We start from the raw sequence: 21693 nt of genomic DNA, 5'->3' as shown, positions 1-21693 counted from the left end.
ACGCCGCACGGTCTGCGGCCACGGCTTGTCGATCCCAATGAATCGAAGACGCTGACAAATTCTTCAGGTCTCAGTCCAGTGTCCGGAGAAGCGCCAGATCGTTGCCGGTTCGACTAACACACCTGGCTCGGTGCGCGGACGTCCCTGTACCTAAGTGAGCCTGAAACTGTTGGTCTACTCGATGAGCTCCAACAGGAAGGCTTCGTTGGCGTCGAGCCAGGCGACGCTTAATGGCTTTGGCGTTTGGGCATTGTCTTACAGGTGAGAACGGCCTGCAGGGCCCAGCGGATCGCTGTAGCGATGTCGAGGCAATAGCGCCTAGCCGCAGTTCGGCCTGAAAGTTCAATGTTCATGGCTCCTGCATCCGGACAAGAAAATTGTGGCTTTAGGCACGGGCTATGGCGACTTCCCTAACGAAGCCTCGGGGAACAACGCTCACCTCACCACGAAGACTCAAAGCCTGTAGAGAGCGTCTCAACCGGCTGCTCGAGATGCGTATGACTTGAGCCATTCACCAGAAGGCGCTTCAAAGCCAAGGCATCTCGATCGTTCCGGTCGAGGTGCAATATATAGTGAGCTTTTCCAAGTAGATGCTGGCGGAAATTAACATTATTAATGTTTAGGTTTCTAGCATGAAGCTCAAAACCGAATTTAGTTATATAATATAGATGCTGGCGGATGGCTCTTCTGATCTCCCTCGGGGCCGACATCTTTGTATTAACAACAACTCCAGTCACCTGTTGCCGCTGATGGTCGCGCATAAGGCGAGTCTTGTCTAAGTTGGGCTCAAACCCCTCGTCTTTTATAAATTCGTAAATTTTGGCTATATCTGAGTGCCTAATGACAAGGCCTGAGATCGTCATATCATCTGCATAACGGGTATATCTGAACCCCATTTCGCGAGCGTAGTCATAAATTTTGACGTCGAGTGGATGTGCAATGAGGTTTGATATAGCAGGACTTGTGGGAGCGCCCTGGGGTAATCTTCCATTCAGACAGCAGAGATGTGCAAGTAACGCCGAAACGTTTGCGCAATAGCCAAAGCTTCCAAACAGACTACAAACTCGATCTAAATCGATGCTGTGGAAAAACTCTCGTATATCTACAGCAAGTACACGCCGCTGATTGCGATGGAATTTCGCGTTGTCTCTTACTGACTTTCCTTTTACAAAAGCTTTAGCGGCAACATGCACCTGGCGCTTTTCAAGAATGTTCTCGAGTATCCACTTCTGAATTTCTTTAAGGCTCGGAAGCGGCTCTGAAATTTTCCGAGGCTTACCCGACCTTTTTGCAATCGTGAACGTACGATAGTAATTATGCGACCGTAATGATGCGCCCATCAGATAACTTTGCTGATATCCGACAAGTAATGAAAGATGGTTTATATCAAATATTATTGGAAGCTGCTGTACAAAAAGCTTCTGCCCATACTGCAAACAAATATTTTGTTCAGCTTCGGAAAGTCCTGATTCAGTAGCCTCAAAAACAAAATTGGCGGCATAGAGCCGCCATTGAATGTCGATCAATTCTTTTTTGTTTTTAGAGGTTTGCGGAACTATCCTTTGTTTCATTGTCTTGTATTGTCGGCCATTCTATTCGAGTTGTAAGTCACATATTCATTCAAGTCCTCTCGTGCCGGCGCGCTCGGCATTGCCGAGCGCTCGATGAGGAGCAGAGTTTGGCTTCTAGCCGAAGTCTGCTTCTCATCACGAGCTAGAAAGAACGTTCACTCCAGAGTGGCGATTCGCCACTCCTGTGGCACGCCACATGGGCTTCCGCTATAGACCTCGTAGGCTGGTTACCACAGCACGGTTAGGAACGTAAACGTCACTTGCATCGCTTTTTTGGCGACGTTTGTCGTTAGCAGGTTCGATCCACCGGTTGCTCCCGCCACTCATTTGTTCCGGCCTGCTTTCCAAATAATCCAACCCTGTCTCGGTCAAAAACGGGCTGTCATCCACCGTATAATCAACAAGACCCTCTATAACAGCTTGATTTAGCAGCTCCGCAATCCTGTGATATAGTAATCCATTATCAACTAAGTCGAGAAGGCTCCGGTGTGCTTTAATTGCTCGCAGCACTTGTTCCAACTGCTCGGCCATTATTAGGTCCTTGGAAAAGGTGAGGGGTAAGAGGAACCGCCCTTAAGTTTGGTCGCCCAGAATACAGGAAATGTGTTGTTAGGGGTCCTCTGCATGGTCACAAGCGCTTCGGAAAGCTTATAGCCATTCTTTAAAATCGGCTCTATATCGATGTGGTTTTCGATACTTTCCATGAGGTTGTAAAACGTGGCGTCGCCCTTCATTGTGTCGCAATCTGCGATTCCCCTAGGAGCGAGTACATCATATACAATTTCGAAACCGCTGTTGCTAATAGAAGTAACTCCTGCCTCCATTGCAACAAGCGCTAAAAATTTTACGCTTTTGTGCTTCGCCAATATGGTGGCGTAACCTTCAATAAAATTTACTGCCGTATCGCCTGATCCTACAAAGTCGTCAATTACCAGCAGTGTACAGTTGTCTTCCTGGGAGCCGGACTCGATCATCTGTGCCATATTTGCAAAAGACCTGAGTGGGAGGGCGCGGAAATTGGTTGAGCGTGCCCATACCGTATTGGCGAAGCTGTACAACAGCGAATTGCCGCTTTTTATTCTCCCGTTGTCCTTTGGTGCCATCAGTGGAACCAGATTGTAGCAGTGTCCTAGATCAGTACATGGATCAATTTTATCTAAGGCACGCACGAAAGATGGCATATATCTCTCGAACTCGAACAACAAGTATTTACAAAGCAGTTTACAGAAAAGATCGAACTGATCATCCGCAAGTATTGTGGCAATCTCAATGCACCGGTCTAAAGCATACTTGATTTGTATCTGACTATTTTTTGTATTAAACCACCCGTTATCTGAAAATATCGCGGTGATTCTGAAAATTCGTTTGTTAATCTCCGGCTGGCTCACTTTTTATGACTCTATCATTGACGGGCTTGTGATGCGAATGTGCTGTGACATGAGCTGCCATCACTCGTGATCCTAGTGCAAGCCGGATTATAGGGCAAACGCTCCGCTAACAACGCTACGAATGAGATATCAAGAGGTGTTGTAGGGGATAAAGCTGACGCTTGTGCAAGTCGCATAGAGTCGGTCTCTGACTTCCGTGCTTGCCCAGGAACCTACCTTCGGCAGTTTTGTTGGCCGATCTCAGAGGTTGGTGAAATGATACGGCGATATGAAAGCCGGCTCTTCCGCTCTGCGACTAAGGAGTGCAGTTGGCGCTCGTTGATAATTTGCAAGACTTCGCACATTTCTTCGCCCGGTATTTCGCCGACTCTTGATGTATCAACTACCTCGTTTTTAGGTTCTTCTGCCACTCTGCTGTAAGGCAAGTCCTCGTCCCGCCACGGGGACGCATAATGCTCTTTGTCATGTTTCGGGCGGTCATCGTGTTGTGATGTCTAAGACGCCGTCTCATAAGAGTTGAGCGAGGCGTCTGACGATGATCATGGCTGCGGCCAAGACGACGAAGGCGATTGCGAGGACTGGGTGGCCTCGTAGTCACGGGCGAGCCTGAGGCATCGAGCGATCCAACCGAAGGTTCGTTCGATCACTCAGCGGCGTGGCTGCACAGCGAAGCCTTTTTGGGCCTTATCCAAGCTAACGATCTCGACAGCAATGACGGTAGCATTGCTTACGCGCTCGCCCTGATAAGCCTGATCGGCAGAGCAGTAGGCTAGGAACGGCCACGACCGACCGGACGCCCCCAGCACTACAACCCCACCGTGGCTGTCGTGCCACCTGGCCCTCGAGACGGTCGCGAGGAGCGGACGTACATCCGTATCGGTGAGCGCGTCGCGCTTGCGGCAGGCGACTCGTAGGATGGGATCGTAACCGTGCTCGCCCTTTGACTCCGACGCCGCCCGAGCACGTGGCCTGCGCATTGAGGAGGCGGCCGGGCGGGTTGGCCTCACGCCCGCCGCGCTCGTGGTCGGCCAAGGTGAGGGAGTGGGTGATGCGCTCGAACATCCCTGCCTTCGATAGCCTCAGGAACCAGCGGTGAACGGTAAATCACGGTGGTAAGTCCGACGGCAGATGTCGCCAGGCGCAGGACGTACTGGATGCCGACCAGGGTTGCCCACAGCGGCCAGCGCCAGAGACGACCGGGGGGGCGGTAGAGGAGAAGCCGGGCAATGTGCGCCCACTCCGCGTGGGTTAGGCTGTGTGCATAGGGCGGGTTTTCGCGCGCAAGCTCGCCACGCACGGGGGCACATCGGCAATCCGGGGTGAGCGTCAGACGACCCCAATGCTGACGATGCTCGCCCCTCACCTCCGAACGGCCGTCCGACTCCCGTTTTGGAAGGGGTCTAAGAAGTCCACCATTTCCAAATCGGCAAACGCCGTCCCCCCGCCTGAGCGGCTTCCCGTGCTCAAAGCATCTGTCATGTAGCTGCAGAGGAACTGGATGACTGCTTGTCCGGCCAGCCAAGCTTTGGATGGTTATGCTTTAATAATCCCTGATCGGGCAGTAAACTCATTGATTCTTTGCCGTTAAACCGCAAATAAAATTGCTTATTTATCTAGGCGGGGTGATGTGAGCACTTAATTAATGCTTGTTAGTCCTGTCGGTATTTTTGCACTCGTCGAATAGCACCTTGCAGTGATCGAGGTTGCAGCCGGACGCTAGTAAGACGTTATGATATGGTCAGCGTTGAGCGGGGTGCTGTTAGGAGCAAAGAGCAGCGAGTCGTAGCTGACACGCGCCACAGGTACCTCCTTAGTCGTCGGGGGTGATGGGCTGTGCGACGGGCGCAAGCGCAGACTCAAGCACGTCGTTCCGTCGCCGAGCGCGGCGGCGACGCTCGGAGGCGTTCTTCCTAGAGCGCCAGCCTTTGGGATCGGCGGCTCGATACTGTTTTTCTCGGAAGGCCTTTCTCGCGCGGCTTTCACTGGATGACAGTTTCGGTGGCGTAGGGTGGCCGAGAGCAATACGCTCGCGACGACGTGCTTCCTGGGCGCGGCGCTGCTGCAGGTATCGTTCGGGGTCTCTGGCCTTATAGCGATTGCGCTGAGCGCGGTTCTTCTGGCGAGCGGCCTCTTGGTCGGCCGAGAGCGGTGAGGTTGACTCCACCTGGCTAGTGCTAGCGGCGGAAAGCGCACGCGCACGCGCACGCGCTCGCGCCTTCTGATCGCGACGTTGCTGCCGATAGCGCTTGGGGTCGGCGGCCACGTAGCGATGCTTCACTTCTCTTGCCTTTAGCCGGCGAGTTTCTTTAGCTTTGTCTACCTCCGCCGCCAACTCAACGTGGTCTTGCAACTTATAGCCCTCGTCCGTCTCGACCATGAAAACATTCTTTTTAGCTTGGCGTAGGAAACCATTGGGTCAACGATAAATTTGCGGCCCGGCCCGCCCGTCAAAAAATTACTCACGGCTGAAGTGGCGGGTGCAGCGGCCCCCGCACCCCGTTGGTCTCGGTTGAACGATCCTTGAAGGGGCGGGCATGTCCGCGGTCGGTCTTCGACTTCTGGGCACCGGGTGGGGTTGCTCGGTATCCTCCGGTGCCACTGGCTCTGCATTGCCCATCCCCTGCCCGCATCCGTGTACTCGCATACACGCTGAGCAAGCCCCTGGGCGTGGTGGCTTCAGCGAAGCGGCAAGGTGACCGCCGCCTGCCGAACGCCCTCGTGGGCTCGCTGGACTGCCTCAGGCGACATCCGCCTTCTGACTCTGGGACGCTCGCCACGCCGCCCGCTGTTTGGCGATATCGAGGGCCATAGCGTCGGCGAGGTTGATGCCTAGGTCGATCGCTCTGGCGGCATCGGCCACCATGAGCGGGCCATTGTCGCGCTGGGCGAGGGAAATACGCATGGCGGCACGGTTGGCAGCGGGCGTGTTGGCGCGATGGGCGAGCCCGCGGCGGATCGCTTCCTCGGCCACAAGGATGGGGAGCTGGGTCTGCCCCGGCGCCACTACAGTCTCTTCACCGTGCCGGTCCCGGTATCTGATCGGCTGGGAGATGATCACCAGCCACATGGTCTGATCGGCATGGAACGCTGGCTCGTTCGGTCCTTTCGGCTGGGGCGCCGTAGGCAGGACGGTGGTGCCGGCTCGGATGGAGGCAGCGCGGGCGCGCTTACCGGCCATTGTGGCCCTGGCGAAGTCGGCCGCGCATCGTGTCTCACGAGCGAAGCTATGGTGGGTCACGATGCCATTTCGGTCGATAACACCCCGCTTGAGCGCTGCTCCGGGCATGGGCGCGAGGCCGCTCCGTCCAGCATTAAAGCCAGTAAATGTTCCCTCCGGCAGCGCGTGCGCTAAGGCCTCGGCGAGCAGGATGGCCGTGATCTCGGCAGCGTTGGCCCCTGCACCCGCATAGGTGGCCTGCACCTCAGCATGGACGGCCAGGGCAACGACAGAGAATGCCTGAGCCGGCTTGTCCAGTTTCGCAGCACTGGCTTCGAAGGCAGCGCAGCGGGCTTCTATTTCCGCGGCCGCCTGCTCGCGAGCTGCCGTGTTGCGCGCGTCGCTAAGGCGTGCCTCCACCTCGGCGAGGCCGGCTCGCTCCCGATCCAGGCTTTCGCTGATCGAGCGCACGAAGTCCTGTGCTGCGGTGAGTGCAGAGTGGTGCGGGGCGGTCTTATCTGCATTGTCGCCGCTGTCCAGGGCGGTGGCCACCGCCTCATCCAACGTGGAAGTGCGTGCGACCACGTCGGAACGCGCGGTGGCGAGTTGCACATCGAGCCGACCGACGCGGTGGGCACGGCGCTTGGCGTCATCCTCAAGGGCGGCGATCGGGTCTTTTGCCCCGCCGAAGAGTCCTGGCATTTTCATGGTCTTTCTCGCTCTTTCGGCCGCTTGAGGGTTGAAGCGTCGCGCACCGGGCGGCCTGCCGGTGCCTGCGCGTGGGGGCTCTACGGGCCGGAGCGACACGCCAGGCCCGTAATGTTGATGGCCTTGGCACGCCACGCCTCGGGCGTGATCTCCACGTCCACACACGGCCTGATGAACCGCGGAGTGCCGTGCGCTGCCGGCCTGATCTCGATCAGCCCAGCCGCAGCGAGGGTTGCGATGATCCTGTCGAAGGCCGTGCGCGTCTCGACGATGTCCGCGACAAACGTCATGTCAGCGACGACGAAGCCGGCGTCGGCCCAGCGGTAGGCGATGTCAGCGAGCACCATGCTGGCTTGGGTGTTCGGCACACCCACAACCAGAAGCCACCGAGCAACGTGTTCTTGCCACTTGCCCCGCGGCGCGTCGCTGGTAGCAGGTCCCAGCGACGGCTTGCGAAGCTCCGGGCGGGAGAGGACGATGCGGAGCGGCGAAGCGCGTAAGTGGCGAGGCTTGCGGACGCGACGGGTGGTGTTGGGCGCGATGGCGACGGTCACAGGCGGGTCTCCTCACTGAAAGATCGGCGCGTACATCGCGCGATGCCTACGCTCTTCTTCGTCACGCTGGCCGCGCTTGATGCCCTCGATGTAATTGAGGGGGTCACCGCCGGGCTCCGCCTTGAGGCACTGGGCGATCAACTTCGAGGCCTCGAACGCCCCGTGTTCCTTGATCAGCTTACCCAGTCGGCCGCGCAGGGCGGCGTCGCTCATTACGATGCCGTTCGCGGCGGTTCTCTCAGCAATTCGGGGACGCAGTTCACGCCACAGGCGGGCGTGGTGCTCGCGGCTCTCGGGAAGAACCGCGGGCTCGACATGTGCCCTGGGCTGGGATCGAGGCGTCGGCGGGGTGTAGCGCTCGCCCCTGGCCCAGGTCCGCGCCGCACGGAGCTGCTCTGCAGGTGACAAGCGAAGCCCAGCCGGCAGTTCGTCGGGACCGTAGCTGATGGGCGCGGCTGTGACCGGAGAGGCTGCCTGCCGGTGGGGCTCGGGCCGCCCGTCATCATCGAACTCGCCGCCATCGGTGAGCGCATCCGCCTCGCCGTTGTCATACATGCAGCCGTCGTCGTCGAAGTCGTCGTCTCCGCTCCCAGTGCTCGGCCGACGATCGACCATAAAGAAAGCCGGATCGCCGGTAACGGTGATCGGCGTCGTAGAGGCCGAATGGGAACCGCCTGCGGTCGGTGCGGGATCGGCGCTCGGCCCTTCGGGGAGCCCCCCGGCGGGGCGCTTCGCGCCGGGTGATGGATTGGGGGATTGGTCGGCCGACGCATTGGGTGAGACGACGAACTCAGAAACACCCCTGTCCTCGTAGAGGACTGCCCCCGGACGTTCAGTCTCACGAGCGTCGGCGAGGCGGCGGTAACAAGTGGCCCGCGACCAACCCTTCTCGATCATCATCGCTCTGACGGCCTCGCCGGTCGCCCGCGGTTTAACCCCGGCGGCGCGGCGGTTTGCGGCTGCCCGCTCGCGATCGGTTACCTTGAGAGCCGCGGCACGCTGGGCCGGCGAGACATCGGCCGCGTGAATCATACGGATGCTGAGGCGCGCGCGCGTTGAACTGTCGAGGCTCAACAGCCGGCCGAGTTCCTGACCAATTTGCGCACGCCAGCCTTTGCGCGAGCGGCGGCCCGCAGCGCCCTGGCGGCCAGCCTCTGACATTTTGCGCAGGGCATTAAGCTGTTCGTACACCCAACGTTCGCCCTCTCGCTCGATGAGCATGGGGGCGATTTCGATGGAGATCGTGATTGCGCGGCGCGTGCTTCGGTACAGATCGTCTTCGCGCTCTTCCTCGCGAATGACGTACAGGGCCAGGATGCGCCTCAGGAGCGCTTCACCTTGATCGCCTGCGGCGGGGCAGCAGCCATTTGCGACCGCGCATCTCACCTCGTGGATCACGCTGTTGAGCCATGGCGTCGGCCGGATGTTAGCATGGCCATGCTGGAACCCTTCGCACCATTGCGTCAGCGAACCCGGCCTGCACTGTATAGAGGCGGCAGCCATCTGGCTGATGCTCAACCCAGAGGGCTTGACGCCAATTCCTCTTTGCTGATGATCAACAGAGTTCACTGGATGGGCCTTTTCCGGTGAAAATGGCAGGTACAGCGAGGGCCGGTGCTGTCAGGAGCGCCGGCCCTTTGTTTTGCCAGCTCAGGCAGCCTTGCTCGAATAGTTGCCGCGCCACTCGGCAGCCGGCAGCGCGGCCTTGTATCGGGCCACCTCACCTTCACTGATCATAGTGCGAGCGCCGAGTTTTACTGCTTTGATATGACCCGCATTCATCAGCTTGTAGAAGGTGGTGGTGCCGATACCTAGAAACGCACGCGCTTCCTTAACGCTCATCAGGCGATCGCTGCGGGTATCCATGGGTAGCGCCCTCTTCGTCTTGCCAGCGACTTTCACCGGCTTCCTGGGGCTACCCTGGCATGTCTCCGAATTGGCTTCGCACATCGACTCGGCCAAAAACTGCATGGACGATGTGTGGCATGGCCCGCGCGGGGGCTCGGCCGGGATCAGAGCGTTATCGCGAGGAGGTATGAGCGAGCGCCGACCACCTTCAGCTCAATGCCGAAGCGATGGCTACGATGCTGGGCGCCCCGCTAGCCGACTGCATGGCCAGCAATTGGGACAGCCGATGCAATCTGCGCCCCCAGCGCGCCCCCAGCGGACATACGCTACGGCACGGGTAACGGCACACGATCAGCGATCGTTGATTTTAAAAGGGAAAAGTGGTGCCGCAAGAGGGATTCGAACCCCCGACCCCCTCATTACGAATGAGGTGCTCTACCAGCTGAGCTATTGCGGCGCGGTTCCGAAATGGACGCTGCTGTCCGACGGGACCGTTCGGGGGAGGGTCATATCGGTCGCGGCGCGGAATGGCAAGCTTCGACCGGCGTTTCGGGCGGTGGAATGCGCTCGGAAAAGCGATGCAGCACGGCCACGGTGCCGGGGCATCGTGCCTGCGATGCGGCCGGTTGCTTGACGGCCCGGTGGTCGACCCCGAAGGATTCCGGGCGTTCCAAGGATCATCATGTCGCTGCTCGCTCGCCTTCGCGCCTATGCTGCTGAATCCTTTGGTCTCGGAGGCCATCCCTCGGTGGTCGAAGAGGCCGATGAGCGCCTGGCAGCAATCGCGCTCCTGGTGCACGTGGCGCGAGCCGACGGTATCCTCGCACCGGAGGAAACCGAGCGCCTCAGTCGTCTGGTCGAGGGCCGATTTACCGAGACGAGGGCGGAAGCGGAGGCGCTGATCGCGCGGGCCGCGGCGTTCGACGCACAGACCCGCGACATGGCACAACTGGTCGAGATGATCGGGCACGAGGTCGGTCCGGATCGGCGCGCCCGCCTCCTTGCCATGGCTTGGTCGGTGGCCGGCGCGGATGGCAGCGTCCACGAGTTTGAGGAGGCCCTGGTCTGGCGCCTCGGCGGACTCCTCGGCCTCGACGAGGCTGCCATCGGCGTGGCCCGGCGCAGCGCCGCGGATGGGCAGGTTTCCCTGAGCTGAGCACGCTGCCACGATGATCCTCAGCCTCACCCTGATCCTCCTGGCACAACTCATCGGCGAGGCGCTGGCGCGAGCGAGCAACCTGCCGGTGCCAGGTCCCCTGATCGGTATGGCGTTGCTGCTGCTGTTCCTAGTCATGCGGGATCGGGCCTCCCGCTTGGCACCTCGCGTGTTGGCGCCGCCCCTCGTGGACGGCCGCCTGGAAAGCACCGGCAAGGGGCTTCTCGCCAATCTGTCGTTGATGTTCGTGCCGGCGGGGGCCGGCATCGTCGGACGCCTCGACGTTCTAGCGGTACACGGAGTCGCGTTAGCGGTGGTGGTCTTGGTCTCGACGGTCACGACCCTGGCCGCCACGGCGTTGACGTTCGTCGTGGTTTCGCGCTGGCTCGCCAAGCCGAAGGCACGGCCGTGACCGGCGATTTTGCCGTCTGGGTCTATCTTTCGCGGACACCGCTGCTGTGGCTGACCGTGACGCTGCTCGCTTACGTGGTCGCCGACCGGATCGCTCTCGCGACCCGGCGCCATCCGCTCGCGAACCCGGTGCTCATCGCCATCGCGCTCACCGCCGCCGTCCTGGAACTCACGAAGACCCCCTACGCGACCTATTTTGAGGGCGCCCAATTCGTGCATTTCCTGCTGGGGCCGGCCACCGTGGCCCTGGCGATTCCGCTCTACGAGTATCGCGCCACGGTGCTGCGCTCTCTTGCACCGATGTTGGCAGCCCTCGGGGTCGGTTCGGTGGTGGCGCTGAGCTCGGCCCTGCTGTTGGGGCAAGCGTTCGGCATTCCCCGTGACGTCATCATCTCGCTGGCCCCGAAATCCGTGACCACCGGCGTCGCGATGGGCATCGCTCAGTCACTTGGTGGAGACCCGACGCTGGCCGCCGTCATCGTCATGCTCACCGGCATGACCGGCGGCATCCTCGTCACACCGTTGATGAATGCCCTGCGCATCCGGGACATGCGGGCCCGCGGCTTCGCGGCGGGTCTGGCCGCTCACGGCGTGGGCACAGCGCGGGCCTTCCAGGTGAACGAGGTAGCGGGCGCCTTCGCGGGCATCGCGCTCGGCTTCAACGCCTTCCTCACCGCGATCCTGGCGCCCATCGCGGTGACGTTCCTGCGCTGAGCTCTACTCGGCAGCCACGGGCGCCGGTACCTCACGCGGCACGAACCGACCATCATTGGCGGGCTGCATGTCGAGACGGCGTTCGTGCAGGGCATGCAGGGTCGACCGATGGCCGATGGAGACGATGGTGGTGCCGGGCAGGCGCTCGCGCAGCATCCGGTAGATCGCAGCCTCGCTCGGCTCGTCAAGCGCGGCGGTGGATTCATCGAGGAAGAGCCAGTCGGGCTTGGCGAGAACAGCGCGGGCCACCGCCAGGCGCTGCTGCTCGCCGCCCGAGAGGCGCTGATCCCAGGCGTCCACCTCGTCGAGACGATCAACCAGCCCCGGCAGCTGGGCGGCCATCAGAGCGTCACGGATCGCCTCGTCCGGGAACATGTCCGTGGTGCTCGGGTAGACGACGGCGCCACGCAGCGTCCCCAGGGGGATGTAGGGGCGCTGCGGCAGGACCAGGGCCGACTGTCCCTTCGGCAGGTCGATCCGTCCCTGGGCGAAGGGCCAGATGCCCGCAATGGCACGGAACAGGGTCGACTTACCGGAACCGGAGGGACCCGTCAGCAGCGTGGCGCCGCCCTTTGCAATGGTCAGGGCGTCTGCGGCCACGATCTCGCGTCCGTCGGGTAGGCCGAGGCGGAGCTTCGAGGCAGTGACGTCGCCCTTGGTGTCGTTGCCCTGGAACAAGCCTTCCCCGGTCCCTCCGATCGCCTCCGCCTTCGTCATCGCCTGCTTGAACGAGGAGAGTCGGTTGGTATTGGCGCGGTAGGCCGCGATGGTGACGTAGGAATTGATGAAGAACGACAGCGAGGATTGCACGCTGCTGAAGGCATCTCCGGTCTGCTGAAACTGACCAAGTGTAATTTTCTTCAGGAAGTAGGACGGCGCAGCAAGGATATAGGGAAACACCACGCTGATCTGGCTGTAGGACAGCGTGAAGCTACCGAGCTTGATCCGCCGGACGATGATGTCGAGGTAGTTGCCGACGATCGCGTGGAACAGGCTGCTGAGTCGGACCGTCTCGGCGCGCTCGCCGCGCAGCAGCGCGATCTGCTCGCCGTAGATGCGGGTCCGGGCCAGGGAGAAGCGGAAATCGGCCTCCACTTTCTCCTGGCGGAAGTCGAGCCCGATGAGGGGGCGGCCGATGACGTGCGTCAGCCAAGTTCCAATGACGGCGTAGCCGACCACCAGCCAAACCAGGAAGCCCGGCACCACCGTATCGGTGAAGGGCAGCACGAAGTCGCGAGACAGGCCCCATAGGATGACCATGAAGGACACCAGGGTCGCGGCCTGAGACAGGAGCCGGATGGAGAGCGTCGTGGTCTGAGAGATGAAGAGATTGATGTCGCTCTGAATGCGCTGATCCGGGTTGTCTGTGCTCTCCCCGGTGAAGGGGACCCGGTAATGCGTTCCGGCATCCAGCCAGCGACCGTAGAAGCTGCGGGTCAGCCAGGTGCGCCAGCGGATGTGAAGCGTGGCATCCACGAAGGTGTCGAACATGCCGACCACAACCCAGATGGTCGCGAGCGGCGTGAACACCCAGACCAACTGGTACCAGAAGGCGTCGGCGTTGTATTCTTGGAGGGCGTTGAACAGGTCGCGGAACCAGAAGTTCAGCCGCAGCTGCAGGGCGACCTGCGCGAAGGTGATGAAGATCGACAGGGCAACGAGGCGCTGGCCGACCTTACCCTCGGTGCTGCCGAACAGGCGGAAAGGTCCAATCTCCCGTGTCGGCTTGTCGGTGGTGGCGAAGTAGGGGTCGGCGATCAATGTGATCGCCCGTATCGGCTCGAGGTACGAGATCGCCAGGACGATGCCGGCAAACACCACGGCCCCCGTGGCTGCGAAGCTCGGCGGCAGGAGGGCGGCGAGCGTCGGGGGCAGGAAACCCATGACTGCCAGTTGCTTGGCCCCTGCCAGGAACAGGTAGCCGATGCCGTAGACCGAGACGAAGACCTTCAGGTAGGACGAGAGGCGCCCTGATGCGAGCAGAATGCCCGCCATGGCAAGGCCGCTGAGACTGACGTAGAGCGGCGCGGTAACGCCGGGTAAAAGCAGGAGGGCGAGGGCGAAGAGTGCAGTGACGGCGGCTTGCAGGCCGAGGCCTGTCCTCAATACGGCCACGCGCGTCTCCCCTCAGTTCTAGACTTCGTTCGGCGTCGTGCCCCGGGGGGGCCGCCCATGCATCGGCATTGCAGGCGGGTCGTGGCGAGATCGTGGCGCACTCCTGCGGCCGACTATCCTCGCGCCCTTGCTCGTCTCACCAGTCCCAGTCGCCGAATTCCGGCTCGCGACAGCGATAGCCGATCGGGCATTCCGGGTTGTCGCGCGTGGGCACGAAGCGGAGCTCGGCGATTTCCGTGAGATTGCATTGACCGCGGTCGCGAACGAAGCGCTCGAGCGCTCCGCCAGAACTGATCGAGACGGAGCCTCGGCTCTTCACGAGAGCCATCGCGTCGGCACAGGTCATGCGCTGGGTCGTCGAGAGGGGGCTCTGGGCACCGGCCGGCGTCGCCAGGGCGACACAGAAGGCGAGTGCGAGGCGTCTCGTCACGATACTCGGCGCCACTTCTCAGTTTCGATACGGTCAAGCATGGCAGTTTCCGCGTGGTGCGGAAAGGGCTTGCCGTCCGCTTGCCGCAATCGGGCGCTCTATCCACCGGGATTGCGCCCTCGCAGCGGCGCTGCAACCCAGTGCGTACCTGCTCGAACCCAGGCCGGTGCGCCCGAATGGACGAACGTCGAAGCCATGACGGGATTGTCGATCCTCAACCTTAATGCCGTGCGAGCCGCCCCTGTCTCGCGCGAGCCCTACAGCTTCTTTCTCGGCAACGACGTGCTCAAGCCCGAGGCCGTCGACGAGATCCGCCAGGATTTCCCTGCGATCGCCAAGCCCGGCTATCTCACGGTCGACGAAGTCGCCCTCAAGGGCCGCTTCAAGGCGCTGATCGACGAACTGGAGAGCGACGCGTTCTCGCGCATCATGGGCGAGAAGTTCGGCATCGACCTCGTCTCCTGCCCGCGCCTGACCACCATCATGAAGCGCAGTCAGCTCAAATACGGCTCGATCCACACCGATGGCCCGTCCAAGGTGATGACGATGCTCATCTACATGAACGACGCCTGGGACGCCCCGGCCGCCGGGCGCCTGCGGGTGCTCTATGACGGCAAGAATTACGAACCCTTCGCCGTCGAAGTGCCGCCCACCATGGGCACGATGTTCGCCTTCCTGCGCGCCGACAATTCCTGGCATGGCCACGAGCCGTTCGAGGGCGAGCGTCGCGTTGTGCAGGTGGCATGGGTCAAGGACGCGAATGAACTGGAGCGCAAGAAGAAGCGCAATCGCACCGCCCAATTCCTCAAAGGCATCTTCGGGCGTTAAGTTCGCACCGAAGCCCCGTTTGGCCCTGGTCCCAAGGGACCGGGGCCCGCCGCACGATCGACAGTGCCCCGACGGACCGATCGCGCGTCGAATATCCTCGCAGTCCGGGTCTGTTTCCCGTCGCCCACGCCCGGTTCTGTCGAATCGGTCTGCAGCGGAGTAGGGCCGGCTTTTTGCGGATCGCCTCGGCCGTCCCTTCATGCGCGGCGAAGATCACAGGTGACGCGAGCGCGAGCCTGTCGACGCGGCCAGCACGCGCACGCACTTCACGCGTCTTAGTCGATATTCCCAAGTCCTGACAACCGTGCATTGTTGTGACCGGCAGGGGATGCCTGCCGGGCACTGACGTGTGACGCATCACGCTGAGCCGATCGCTTGATTCGCGCGTCCGGTTCGTCCGATCCCCGGTTCGCGGCTCGCCGTCCCGACCGACAGCGAGGGGAAACGACGTTGTGGGGGGAACGGGCATGAGCGAAGCCGCGCGCCGGCCACGGGGGAGCGGCCGGCTGATTGCCGTCGCGAATATGAAGGGCGGTGTGGGCAAGACCACAACGGTCGTCATGCTGGCTGAGGCTCTGGCTGCAGACGGAGCTTCGGTGCTGGTTGTCGATCTTGATCCTCAGGCCAGCGTCTCGGTCTGCCTCGCCGGGGAGACAGCGTTGGCCGAGATGATCGCCCGGGGTCGCACCCTCGAGGCCTATCTCGCGCTCAAGCTCGTGAGCCGCGAGAAGCCACTCCTGGCACCCCGCATCCAGAGTCAGACCGGCGTCACCATGCACCGGAACGCGCCGCTGCCACTCGCGCTGCTTCCGGCCGGTCCCTACCTACGGCTGGTCGAGCGCGAGATCATCTACGAACTCACCGCGCGCAACTTCTCGATGCGCGCCATCGACGGAAAGCTCCGAACGATCTTCGAGGACGAGTTCGTCCCGCTCGCGGAGCGCTTCGACTACATTCTTTTTGACTGCGCACCTGGCATCTCTCCGATGACCGAAGTTGCGATCCGCGGTGCTGACCTCGTCATTGTCACGTCGATCCCAGACTATCTCTCGACCTACGGGCTCGATGCTTTCATCCAAACGGTATGGGGCGACAAGGATCGACGGCACGACGCGGTCGTACCCGCGCGACAGCCTCACGTGCTGGTGACGCGGTATCAGCCACAGGTCCGCCAGCACCAGCACACGCTGGCGCGGCTCCAGGCGGAAGCGAGTGCAGAGGATCCGGGGTTCCGCCTCTTCGCAACGCGCATACCCCAGGCAGCGGCGCTGGCTGGAGCGCTCATGCCACGTCGGGATTTGCCCACGTTCTCGGGCAAGTACGGCATCCATGTCTCCACGATCCTCATCCCGCTGGTCGCAGAAGTGAAAGGAGTCTTCGATGGCGCTTGACGTGGATGGTTTCGTTGCCCTCGGGGCGATCGCGCGTTCACCGGAGGTTTTTCCGGATATTCGGGCGGACCTCGCCAGGACCGTCCGGTCCCTGGTGGTGAAGCAGTTGAAGGTCAAGAATCTGACTCTCGATGGCCTACGCCGGGTGCGCAGATGTTTGGGCACCGAAACCTACGCTCTCATCATCGACGGCCTGACCGAGGCCGAGGCGCGAGCGTTGATCGGACGTCTCGACAAGCATCACGCGGAGGCGAAGCGCGCAAAAGCTGACTGGCTTCGACGCCGCTTGGCCGATCTCGTGGGTGGTGCCGAGCCCGCGGTGAGGGCGGAAGCCTCTCCGCAGCGACGGGCCGGATCCGCCGCTGGGGCTCCGAGCCTCACGCGTGCCCTCGGAAGCCCTGCCTTTACCGCATCCTGGGACCGCAAGGATCACGATCGGACTGGGAAGGCCGGATCAAAGGCGGTTGGTGCGAAGGCGGTGCGCGTCAAGAAAAAAGGCGCCTGATGCGCCGCCTGCGATCCTGACTATTGCACTGCGATCGGCTGTCGCGCAGACGAAAAAGGGGTCGCCTTACGGCGACCCCCCATTCCGATTTGGTCGGGTTCTGACTTCTTAGAAGTCCATGCCGCCCATGCCGCCGCCGCCCGGCATCGCCGGGGCGCCGCTGTCCTTCTTCGGAGCATCGGCGATCATGGCTTCGGTGGTGACGAGGAGGCCGGCGATGGAGGCGGCGTCCTGCAGGGCGGTCCGTACGACCTTGGCCGGGTCGACGATGCCGGCCTGGATCATGTCGACGTACTCTTCGGTTTGGGCGTTGAAGCCGAAGGTGATCGAAGAGGTGTTGTCGGTGATCTTGCCGACCACGATCGAGCCTTCGACGCCGGAGTTGGCAGCGATCTGGCGAATCGGGGCTTCAAGGGCCTTCAGCACGATCTTGATACCGGCCTGGACGTCCGGGTTGTCGCTCTTGAGAGCACGGACGGCTTCACGGGCACGGAGGAGGGCGGTACCACCGCCGGGAACGATGCCCTCTTCCACCGCAGCGCGAGTGGCGTTGAGCGCGTCGTCGACGCGGTCCTTCTTCTCCTTGACCTCGACCTCGGTCGCGCCGCCGACGCGGATGACCGCGACGCCGCCGGCGAGCTTGGCCAGACGCTCCTGAAGCTTTTCACGGTCGTAGTCCGAGGTGGTCTCCTCGATCTGCGCCTTGATCTGGCCGACGCGGGCCTCGATGTCCGACTTCTCACCGAGACCGTCGATGATCGTGGTGGTCTCCTTCTCGATGCGGATGCGCTTGGCGCGGCCGAGCATCGGGAGGGTGACGTTCTCGAGCTTGATGCCGAGATCCTCAGCGATCATCTGACCCTGGGTCAGGATCGCGATGTCCTCGAGCATGGCCTTGCGGCGATCGCCGAAGCCCGGAGCCTTGACGGCCGCGACCTTGAGGCCGCCGCGCAGCTTGTTCACGACGAGCGTGGCAAGCGCCTCACCCTCGATGTCCTCGGCGATGATGACGAGCGGCTTACCGGTCTGCACCACGGCCTCGAGAACCGGCAGCATCGCCTGGAGCGACGAGAGCTTCTTCTCGTGGATGAGGATGTAGGGGTCCTCAAGCTCGGCGACCATCTTCTCCGCGTTCGTGATGAAGTACGGGGAGAGGTAGCCGCGGTCGAACTGCATGCCCTCGACAACATCGAGCTCGGTCTCGGCCGTCTTGGCCTCCTCGACGGTGATGACACCCTCGTTGCCGACCTTCTGCATGGCGTGGGCGATCATCTCGCCGATTTCCTTGTCGCCATTGGCCGAGATGGTGCCGACCTGGGCGACTTCCTCGGAGGAGGCGACCTTCTTCGCGCGGCTGGTGATATCCTTCACGGCGGCGGTGGTGGCGAGGTCGATGCCGCGCTTCAGGTCCATCGGGTTCATGCCGGCGGCGACGTACTTGGCGCCTTCCCGAACGATGGCCTGGGCCAGCACGGTGGCGGTGGTGGTGCCGTCACCCGCGATGTCGTTGGTCTTCGAGGCCACTTCGCGCACCATCTGGGCGCCCATGTTCTCGAACTTGTCGGCGAGCTCGATCTCCTTGGCGACGGTGACGCCGTCCTTGGTGATGCGCGGCGCACCGAACGACTTCTCGATGACGACGTTCCGGCCCTTGGGGCCGAGCGTCACCTTCACCGCGTCAGCGAGGATATCGACGCCACGGAGCATCTTCTCGCGGGCGTCGGAGGCGAAGCGGACTTCTTTCGCTGCCATGTCAGATCCTTGTCAGTGATGGGCCCCGAGGCGCCGGATGGCACCCTCGAAGGGCTCGTGAAAGGGAGGAGAACCGAAAGCCGACTTAGGCGACGACGCCCATAATGTCGGATTCCTTCATGATCAGGAGGTCCTGACCGTCGATCTTGACCTCGGTGCCGGACCACTTGCCGAACAGGACGCGATCACCCGCCTTGACGTCCAGCGGGTTGACGCGACCGGCTTCGTCACGGGCGCCGGGGCCGACGGCGACGATCTCGCCCTCTTGCGGCTTCTCCTTGGCGGTGTCCGGGATGATGATGCCGCCCTTGGTCTTCTCTTCGCCTTCGATGCGGCGGACGACGACACGGTCGTGCAGCGGACGGAACTTCATGAGCTGCCCTCTTGCTTCAAATTCGTGGATGGCGTTGATGCGGCGCGGCAGCGCGCTCAACCCAGGTCGTTAGCACTCTCCTTGAGTGAGTGCTAACGATGGCGACGAGTTAGGCGCGGGCGTCCCTTAAGTCAAGACTGTCGCAGGTTCGGACGACGATCCAGCGACAGGATCATCCCCCAATTCCACAACCCGATGGAAAGTCCTTCGCGGATGATCAAGCTTCATGGTCCGCAAGGCGCGGTCGAGCCCGCGGCGCAGGCAGCCGCAGAAGCATACCCAGTGGAAGTCGTGTGGATCGATCTCGATGATCCGAGCGCCGAGGAGGCCGAGCGGGTCGAGGCCTGCACCGGCATCCGGGTCCCATCGCGCAAAGCCCTCAGCGAGGTCGAGAATTCGAGTCGGCTGCGGCGCTTGAAGACCGGGTTCTCGCTCTCGACCCCGATGGTCACCTTCGACAAACTTGATACGCAGTTGAAGCCGTTGGGCTTCGTGCTCACCAGGGACCGCCTCGTCACAGTGCGCTTCCACGAGCTGCGGGCCTTCGCGGAGGTGAAGAAGCGCATCGATACCGGCGACGGGCCGGGCACCACCTCCACCGAGATCTTCCTTCTCCTGATGGAGGAGCTCGTCGACAGTCTCGCAGACTCCCTCGAGGACATGGGCGCGGACCTCGACGAGTTGTCCACCCGGATCTTCGATTTCGATGTCCGCGGCGGTGCACCAGCCGGGGACGCCAAGCTGCGCAGCCAGACGCCCCGTCGGCGCGACTTGGCACTGCGCCGGATCCTGCGCGGCATCGGACGCCGCGGGAAGACCCTCGGCAAGATCCGTTCGAGCCTCCTCGGACTGGAGCGGATCGTCCCCTTCGTGGCCAACGAGTGCGAGCACATCCTCGGCGAGGAACAGGTGCCGCGCTTCGAGGCCGTGCGGCGCGACATCGCCTCCCTCGACGAGTTCGAAATCCGCCTGTCGGAGAACGTCCAGTTCCTTCTCGATGCGACCCTCGGTCTGATCAGCATCGAGCAGAACAACACCTTCCGGGTTCTCACCGTGGCATCGGTGGTCGGCATCCCCCCGACCCTGATCGCCTCGATGTACGGCATGAACTTCAAGCATATGCCCGAACTCGAATGGGCCTATGGCTATCCCTACGGCTTGGCACTCATCCTTGTGAGCGCCATCATTCCGATCGTTTTCTTCCGCATCCGGGGGTGGTTGTGACTGGTTGACGGAATGTTTGGCCGCCCGCGCTAGAGCGTGGCGCGACGATGCCCCGTCCAGCCGGCATCCGAGGATGACCCGTCCACGCCATGGCCGTGATCGCTGCCTTCGTCCTGAATGCCGGCCTGAACTTCGTCCTCGGCCTCCTGATCGCCAAGCTGCTGGGACCGGCGGAGTTTGGTCTGTTCGCGCTGGCGACGGCCGGTGCGATCGTAGCCAACACGGTCCTGTTCGAGTGGCTGCGTCTCTCGGCGACGCGATTCTACTCAGCCCGGGTCCGTGTCGATGAACCCTGGATCCGCCAGGGCCTCGACCGGGCTTACATGGCCCTCACGCTCAGCCTCTTCGTGGCGGCCTTGTTCTGCGCAGGACTGGGATTCACGCTCGAGCCCAGCGCGGAAAGTCGTCTCGCGATCACGGCCGGCGCGGCGGTCGCTGCCTTGGGTATCGGCGTCTTCGACTATCATGCGGCGCTCGCCCGGGCGCGCTTCGACGGCCGGCTCTACTTCAACCTCGTAGCAGTCAAGAACGGTCTCGCCTTCGTGCTGATGGCAGGGGCCGCCTGGTTCTTTCCCCAGCCCGTCTGGGTCCTGACGGCGGCCGGCATCAGCCAGGGTTTCGCGATCCTGCTGCTGTATCGGCCGCTGCGCGATCCGGTCGCCCCGCGCGTGCAGCTGAAGCTGCGGGAAGCCTGGCAGCTCTTCGTTGCCTACGGCCTTCCTCTCATTGCCGCTAATGCGATCTACCAGCTGCTGCCGTTCCTGAATCGGGGCAGCATCGCGTCGCATGCAGGACTCGCCGAGGCGGGCTACTTCGCCCTCGCCGCCGATGTGACCACCCGGAGCATCGGCACCCTCGGGACCGCCCTCGACCTGCTGCTCTTCCAGCTCGCGGTCCGGGTCGAGGAGGAGCAGGGGCGCGCTGCGGCCGAGCGCCAGGTCGGGCTCAACATCGGCGTGGTGGTGGCCCTGCTGCTGCCCTGCGCCGTCGGGTTCTGGGCCGTGCTGCCGGCTCTCGAGGCGCTGGTGGTGCCGGAGGCCTATCGCGGCCCCTTCGCCGCCTATGCGGGGCTGATGGTACCGGGCTTCTTCTGCCTCGCGATGACCAATTTCGCCCTTAACCCGATCTTCCAGATTCGCCGGCGCACGCGCCCCGTGATCGCTGCGGCACTGGTTGGGCTCGCCTTGAACGGGCTCGGGTTATGGCTCCTGCCGTCCCGGTACGGTCCCGAGGGCGTCGCGATCGCCCAGACCGTCGGCCTCGGGGCCGCCACCCTCGTCCTGGCTTGGCGGGCACTCACCGGACCCCAGCGCCTGCACCTGCCCTGGTGGGAGATCCTGGCCGCCAGTATCGCCTCCCTTGCCATGGCGCTCTGCCTGCTGCCCCTGCGCCATATCGAGCCGACCCGAGCGCTGCTTTCCGTTCCCCTCGGCATGGTGGTCTACGGCGTGCTCGTCTGGCTCTTCGACATCGCGGGCCTGCGCGGCCACGTGGCGGCGCGTTTCACCCGGTCCCCACCCGGGACCGCACCGGCTGAATAGCCGATCCGAACCGGATGCCATCTGCAC

20 protein-coding genes, 1 tRNA gene and 1 pseudogene are annotated in these 21693 nt (G+C 62.3%); 8 read left to right on the top strand and 14 right to left on the bottom strand.

The genetic code is table 11. The features are described 5' to 3' along the window. Positions 1–440: 440 nt before the first annotated feature. From AC0IY1_RS03805 to AC0IY1_RS03760, 10 genes and pseudogenes are all read right to left on the bottom strand, one after another. The gene (locus tag AC0IY1_RS03805; protein ID WP_471767835.1) at positions 441–1571 is read right to left on the bottom strand and encodes a reverse transcriptase family protein; all 1131 of its coding nucleotides are present in this window, start codon (positions 1569–1571) and stop codon (positions 441–443) included. Between the two features lie 207 nt (positions 1572–1778). After that, complete coding sequence (locus AC0IY1_RS03800) at positions 1779–2102, bottom strand: hypothetical protein (RefSeq protein WP_471767834.1); 324 nt, start codon at positions 2100–2102, stop codon at positions 1779–1781. A gap of 2 nt (positions 2103–2104) precedes the next feature. Beyond that, a complete protein-coding gene (locus AC0IY1_RS03795) occupies positions 2105–2959 on the bottom strand; it encodes a phosphoribosyltransferase-like protein (RefSeq protein WP_471767833.1) in 855 nt (284 codons plus the stop codon). 507 nt (positions 2960–3466) lie between these two features. After that, positions 3467–4256 (bottom strand): annotated as a pseudogene (locus AC0IY1_RS03790) (IS5 family transposase). Between the two features lie 513 nt (positions 4257–4769). After that, positions 4770–5336, bottom strand: a complete 567-nt coding sequence (locus tag AC0IY1_RS03785; RefSeq protein ID WP_471767832.1) for a hypothetical protein — start codon at positions 5334–5336, stop codon at positions 4770–4772. A 360-nt stretch (positions 5337–5696) separates the two neighbouring features. Beyond that, positions 5697–6824: a hypothetical protein gene (locus AC0IY1_RS03780; protein WP_471767830.1), complete on the bottom strand. Its 1128-nt coding sequence runs from the start codon at positions 6822–6824 to the stop codon at positions 5697–5699. An 80-nt stretch (positions 6825–6904) separates the two neighbouring features. Then, entirely contained in the window at positions 6905–7378 is a 474-nt protein-coding gene (locus AC0IY1_RS03775) for a hypothetical protein (protein WP_471767828.1), read from the bottom strand. A 12-nt stretch (positions 7379–7390) separates the two neighbouring features. Next, on the bottom strand, positions 7391–8896 hold the full coding sequence (locus AC0IY1_RS03770) for a hypothetical protein (protein WP_471767827.1): 1506 nt from the start codon (positions 8894–8896) through the stop codon (positions 7391–7393). A gap of 132 nt (positions 8897–9028) precedes the next feature. Next, positions 9029–9244: a helix-turn-helix transcriptional regulator gene (locus tag AC0IY1_RS03765; protein ID WP_471767825.1), complete on the bottom strand. Its 216-nt coding sequence runs from the start codon at positions 9242–9244 to the stop codon at positions 9029–9031. Between the two features lie 363 nt (positions 9245–9607). After that, a tRNA-Thr gene (locus AC0IY1_RS03760) sits at positions 9608–9683 on the bottom strand. A gap of 225 nt (positions 9684–9908) precedes the next feature. Between AC0IY1_RS03760 and AC0IY1_RS03755 the strand changes: the two genes are divergently transcribed. The 3 genes from AC0IY1_RS03755 to AC0IY1_RS03745 are packed head-to-tail and all read left to right on the top strand — an operon-like array spanning position 9909 to position 11507. Further along, positions 9909–10382 carry a tellurite resistance TerB family protein gene (locus AC0IY1_RS03755; RefSeq protein WP_471767824.1) on the top strand — a complete coding sequence of 158 codons (474 nt, stop codon included), beginning with the start codon at positions 9909–9911 and terminating at the stop codon, positions 10380–10382. Positions 10383–10395: 13 nt separating this feature from the next. Next, a complete protein-coding gene (locus AC0IY1_RS03750) occupies positions 10396–10794 on the top strand; it encodes a CidA/LrgA family protein (protein ID WP_055956517.1) in 399 nt (132 codons plus the stop codon). Beyond that, positions 10791–11507: an LrgB family protein gene (locus tag AC0IY1_RS03745; RefSeq protein WP_055956514.1), complete on the top strand. Its 717-nt coding sequence runs from the start codon at positions 10791–10793 to the stop codon at positions 11505–11507. The genes AC0IY1_RS03750 and AC0IY1_RS03745 overlap by 4 nt, the downstream gene beginning before the upstream one ends. Before the next feature lie 3 nt (positions 11508–11510). Here the strand turns inward: AC0IY1_RS03745 and AC0IY1_RS03740 are convergent, their stop codons facing one another. Continuing rightward, entirely contained in the window at positions 11511–13622 is a 2112-nt protein-coding gene (locus AC0IY1_RS03740) for an ABC transporter ATP-binding protein/permease (protein ID WP_471767823.1), read from the bottom strand. A 136-nt stretch (positions 13623–13758) separates the two neighbouring features. Continuing rightward, complete coding sequence (locus AC0IY1_RS03735; RefSeq protein WP_471767821.1) at positions 13759–14052, bottom strand: hypothetical protein; 294 nt, start codon at positions 14050–14052, stop codon at positions 13759–13761. Positions 14053–14091: 39 nt separating this feature from the next. Here AC0IY1_RS03735 and AC0IY1_RS03730 point away from each other — a divergent pair, with 39 nt between their 5' ends. The 3 genes from AC0IY1_RS03730 (at position 14092) to AC0IY1_RS03720 (ending at position 16776) form a co-directional block, all read left to right on the top strand. After that, on the top strand, positions 14092–14880 hold the full coding sequence (locus AC0IY1_RS03730) for a 2OG-Fe(II) oxygenase (protein ID WP_471767820.1): 789 nt from the start codon (positions 14092–14094) through the stop codon (positions 14878–14880). Positions 14881–15347: 467 nt separating this feature from the next. After that, positions 15348–16271 carry a ParA family protein gene (locus AC0IY1_RS03725; RefSeq protein WP_471767818.1) on the top strand — a complete coding sequence of 308 codons (924 nt, stop codon included), beginning with the start codon at positions 15348–15350 and terminating at the stop codon, positions 16269–16271. Then, a complete protein-coding gene (locus tag AC0IY1_RS03720; protein WP_471767816.1) occupies positions 16261–16776 on the top strand; it encodes a hypothetical protein in 516 nt (171 codons plus the stop codon). Before AC0IY1_RS03725 ends, AC0IY1_RS03720 begins: the two co-directional genes overlap by 11 nt. Before the next feature lie 108 nt (positions 16777–16884). Here the strand turns inward: AC0IY1_RS03720 and groL are convergent, their stop codons facing one another. Next, positions 16885–18528 (bottom strand): chaperonin GroEL, encoded by a 1644-nt coding sequence (gene groL, locus AC0IY1_RS03715; RefSeq protein ID WP_055956495.1) that lies wholly within the window; start codon positions 18526–18528, stop codon positions 16885–16887. 85 nt (positions 18529–18613) lie between these two features. Beyond that, complete coding sequence (gene groES / locus AC0IY1_RS03710; protein WP_018042554.1) at positions 18614–18901, bottom strand: co-chaperone GroES; 288 nt, start codon at positions 18899–18901, stop codon at positions 18614–18616. Between the two features lie 213 nt (positions 18902–19114). Between groES and AC0IY1_RS03705 the strand changes: the two genes are divergently transcribed. After that, positions 19115–20125, top strand: coding sequence for a magnesium transporter CorA family protein (locus AC0IY1_RS03705; protein WP_471767813.1), 1011 nt, complete (start codon positions 19115–19117; stop codon positions 20123–20125). Between the two features lie 89 nt (positions 20126–20214). Continuing rightward, positions 20215–21666: a lipopolysaccharide biosynthesis protein gene (locus AC0IY1_RS03700; RefSeq protein WP_471767812.1), complete on the top strand. Its 1452-nt coding sequence runs from the start codon at positions 20215–20217 to the stop codon at positions 21664–21666. Positions 21667–21693 lie beyond the last annotated feature (27 nt).

This window comes from Methylobacterium sp. AC690 (assembly GCF_979256535.1).
Note: the sequence above shows the minus strand (reverse complement) of the source record. Positions and strands in the feature narration are given on the sequence as shown.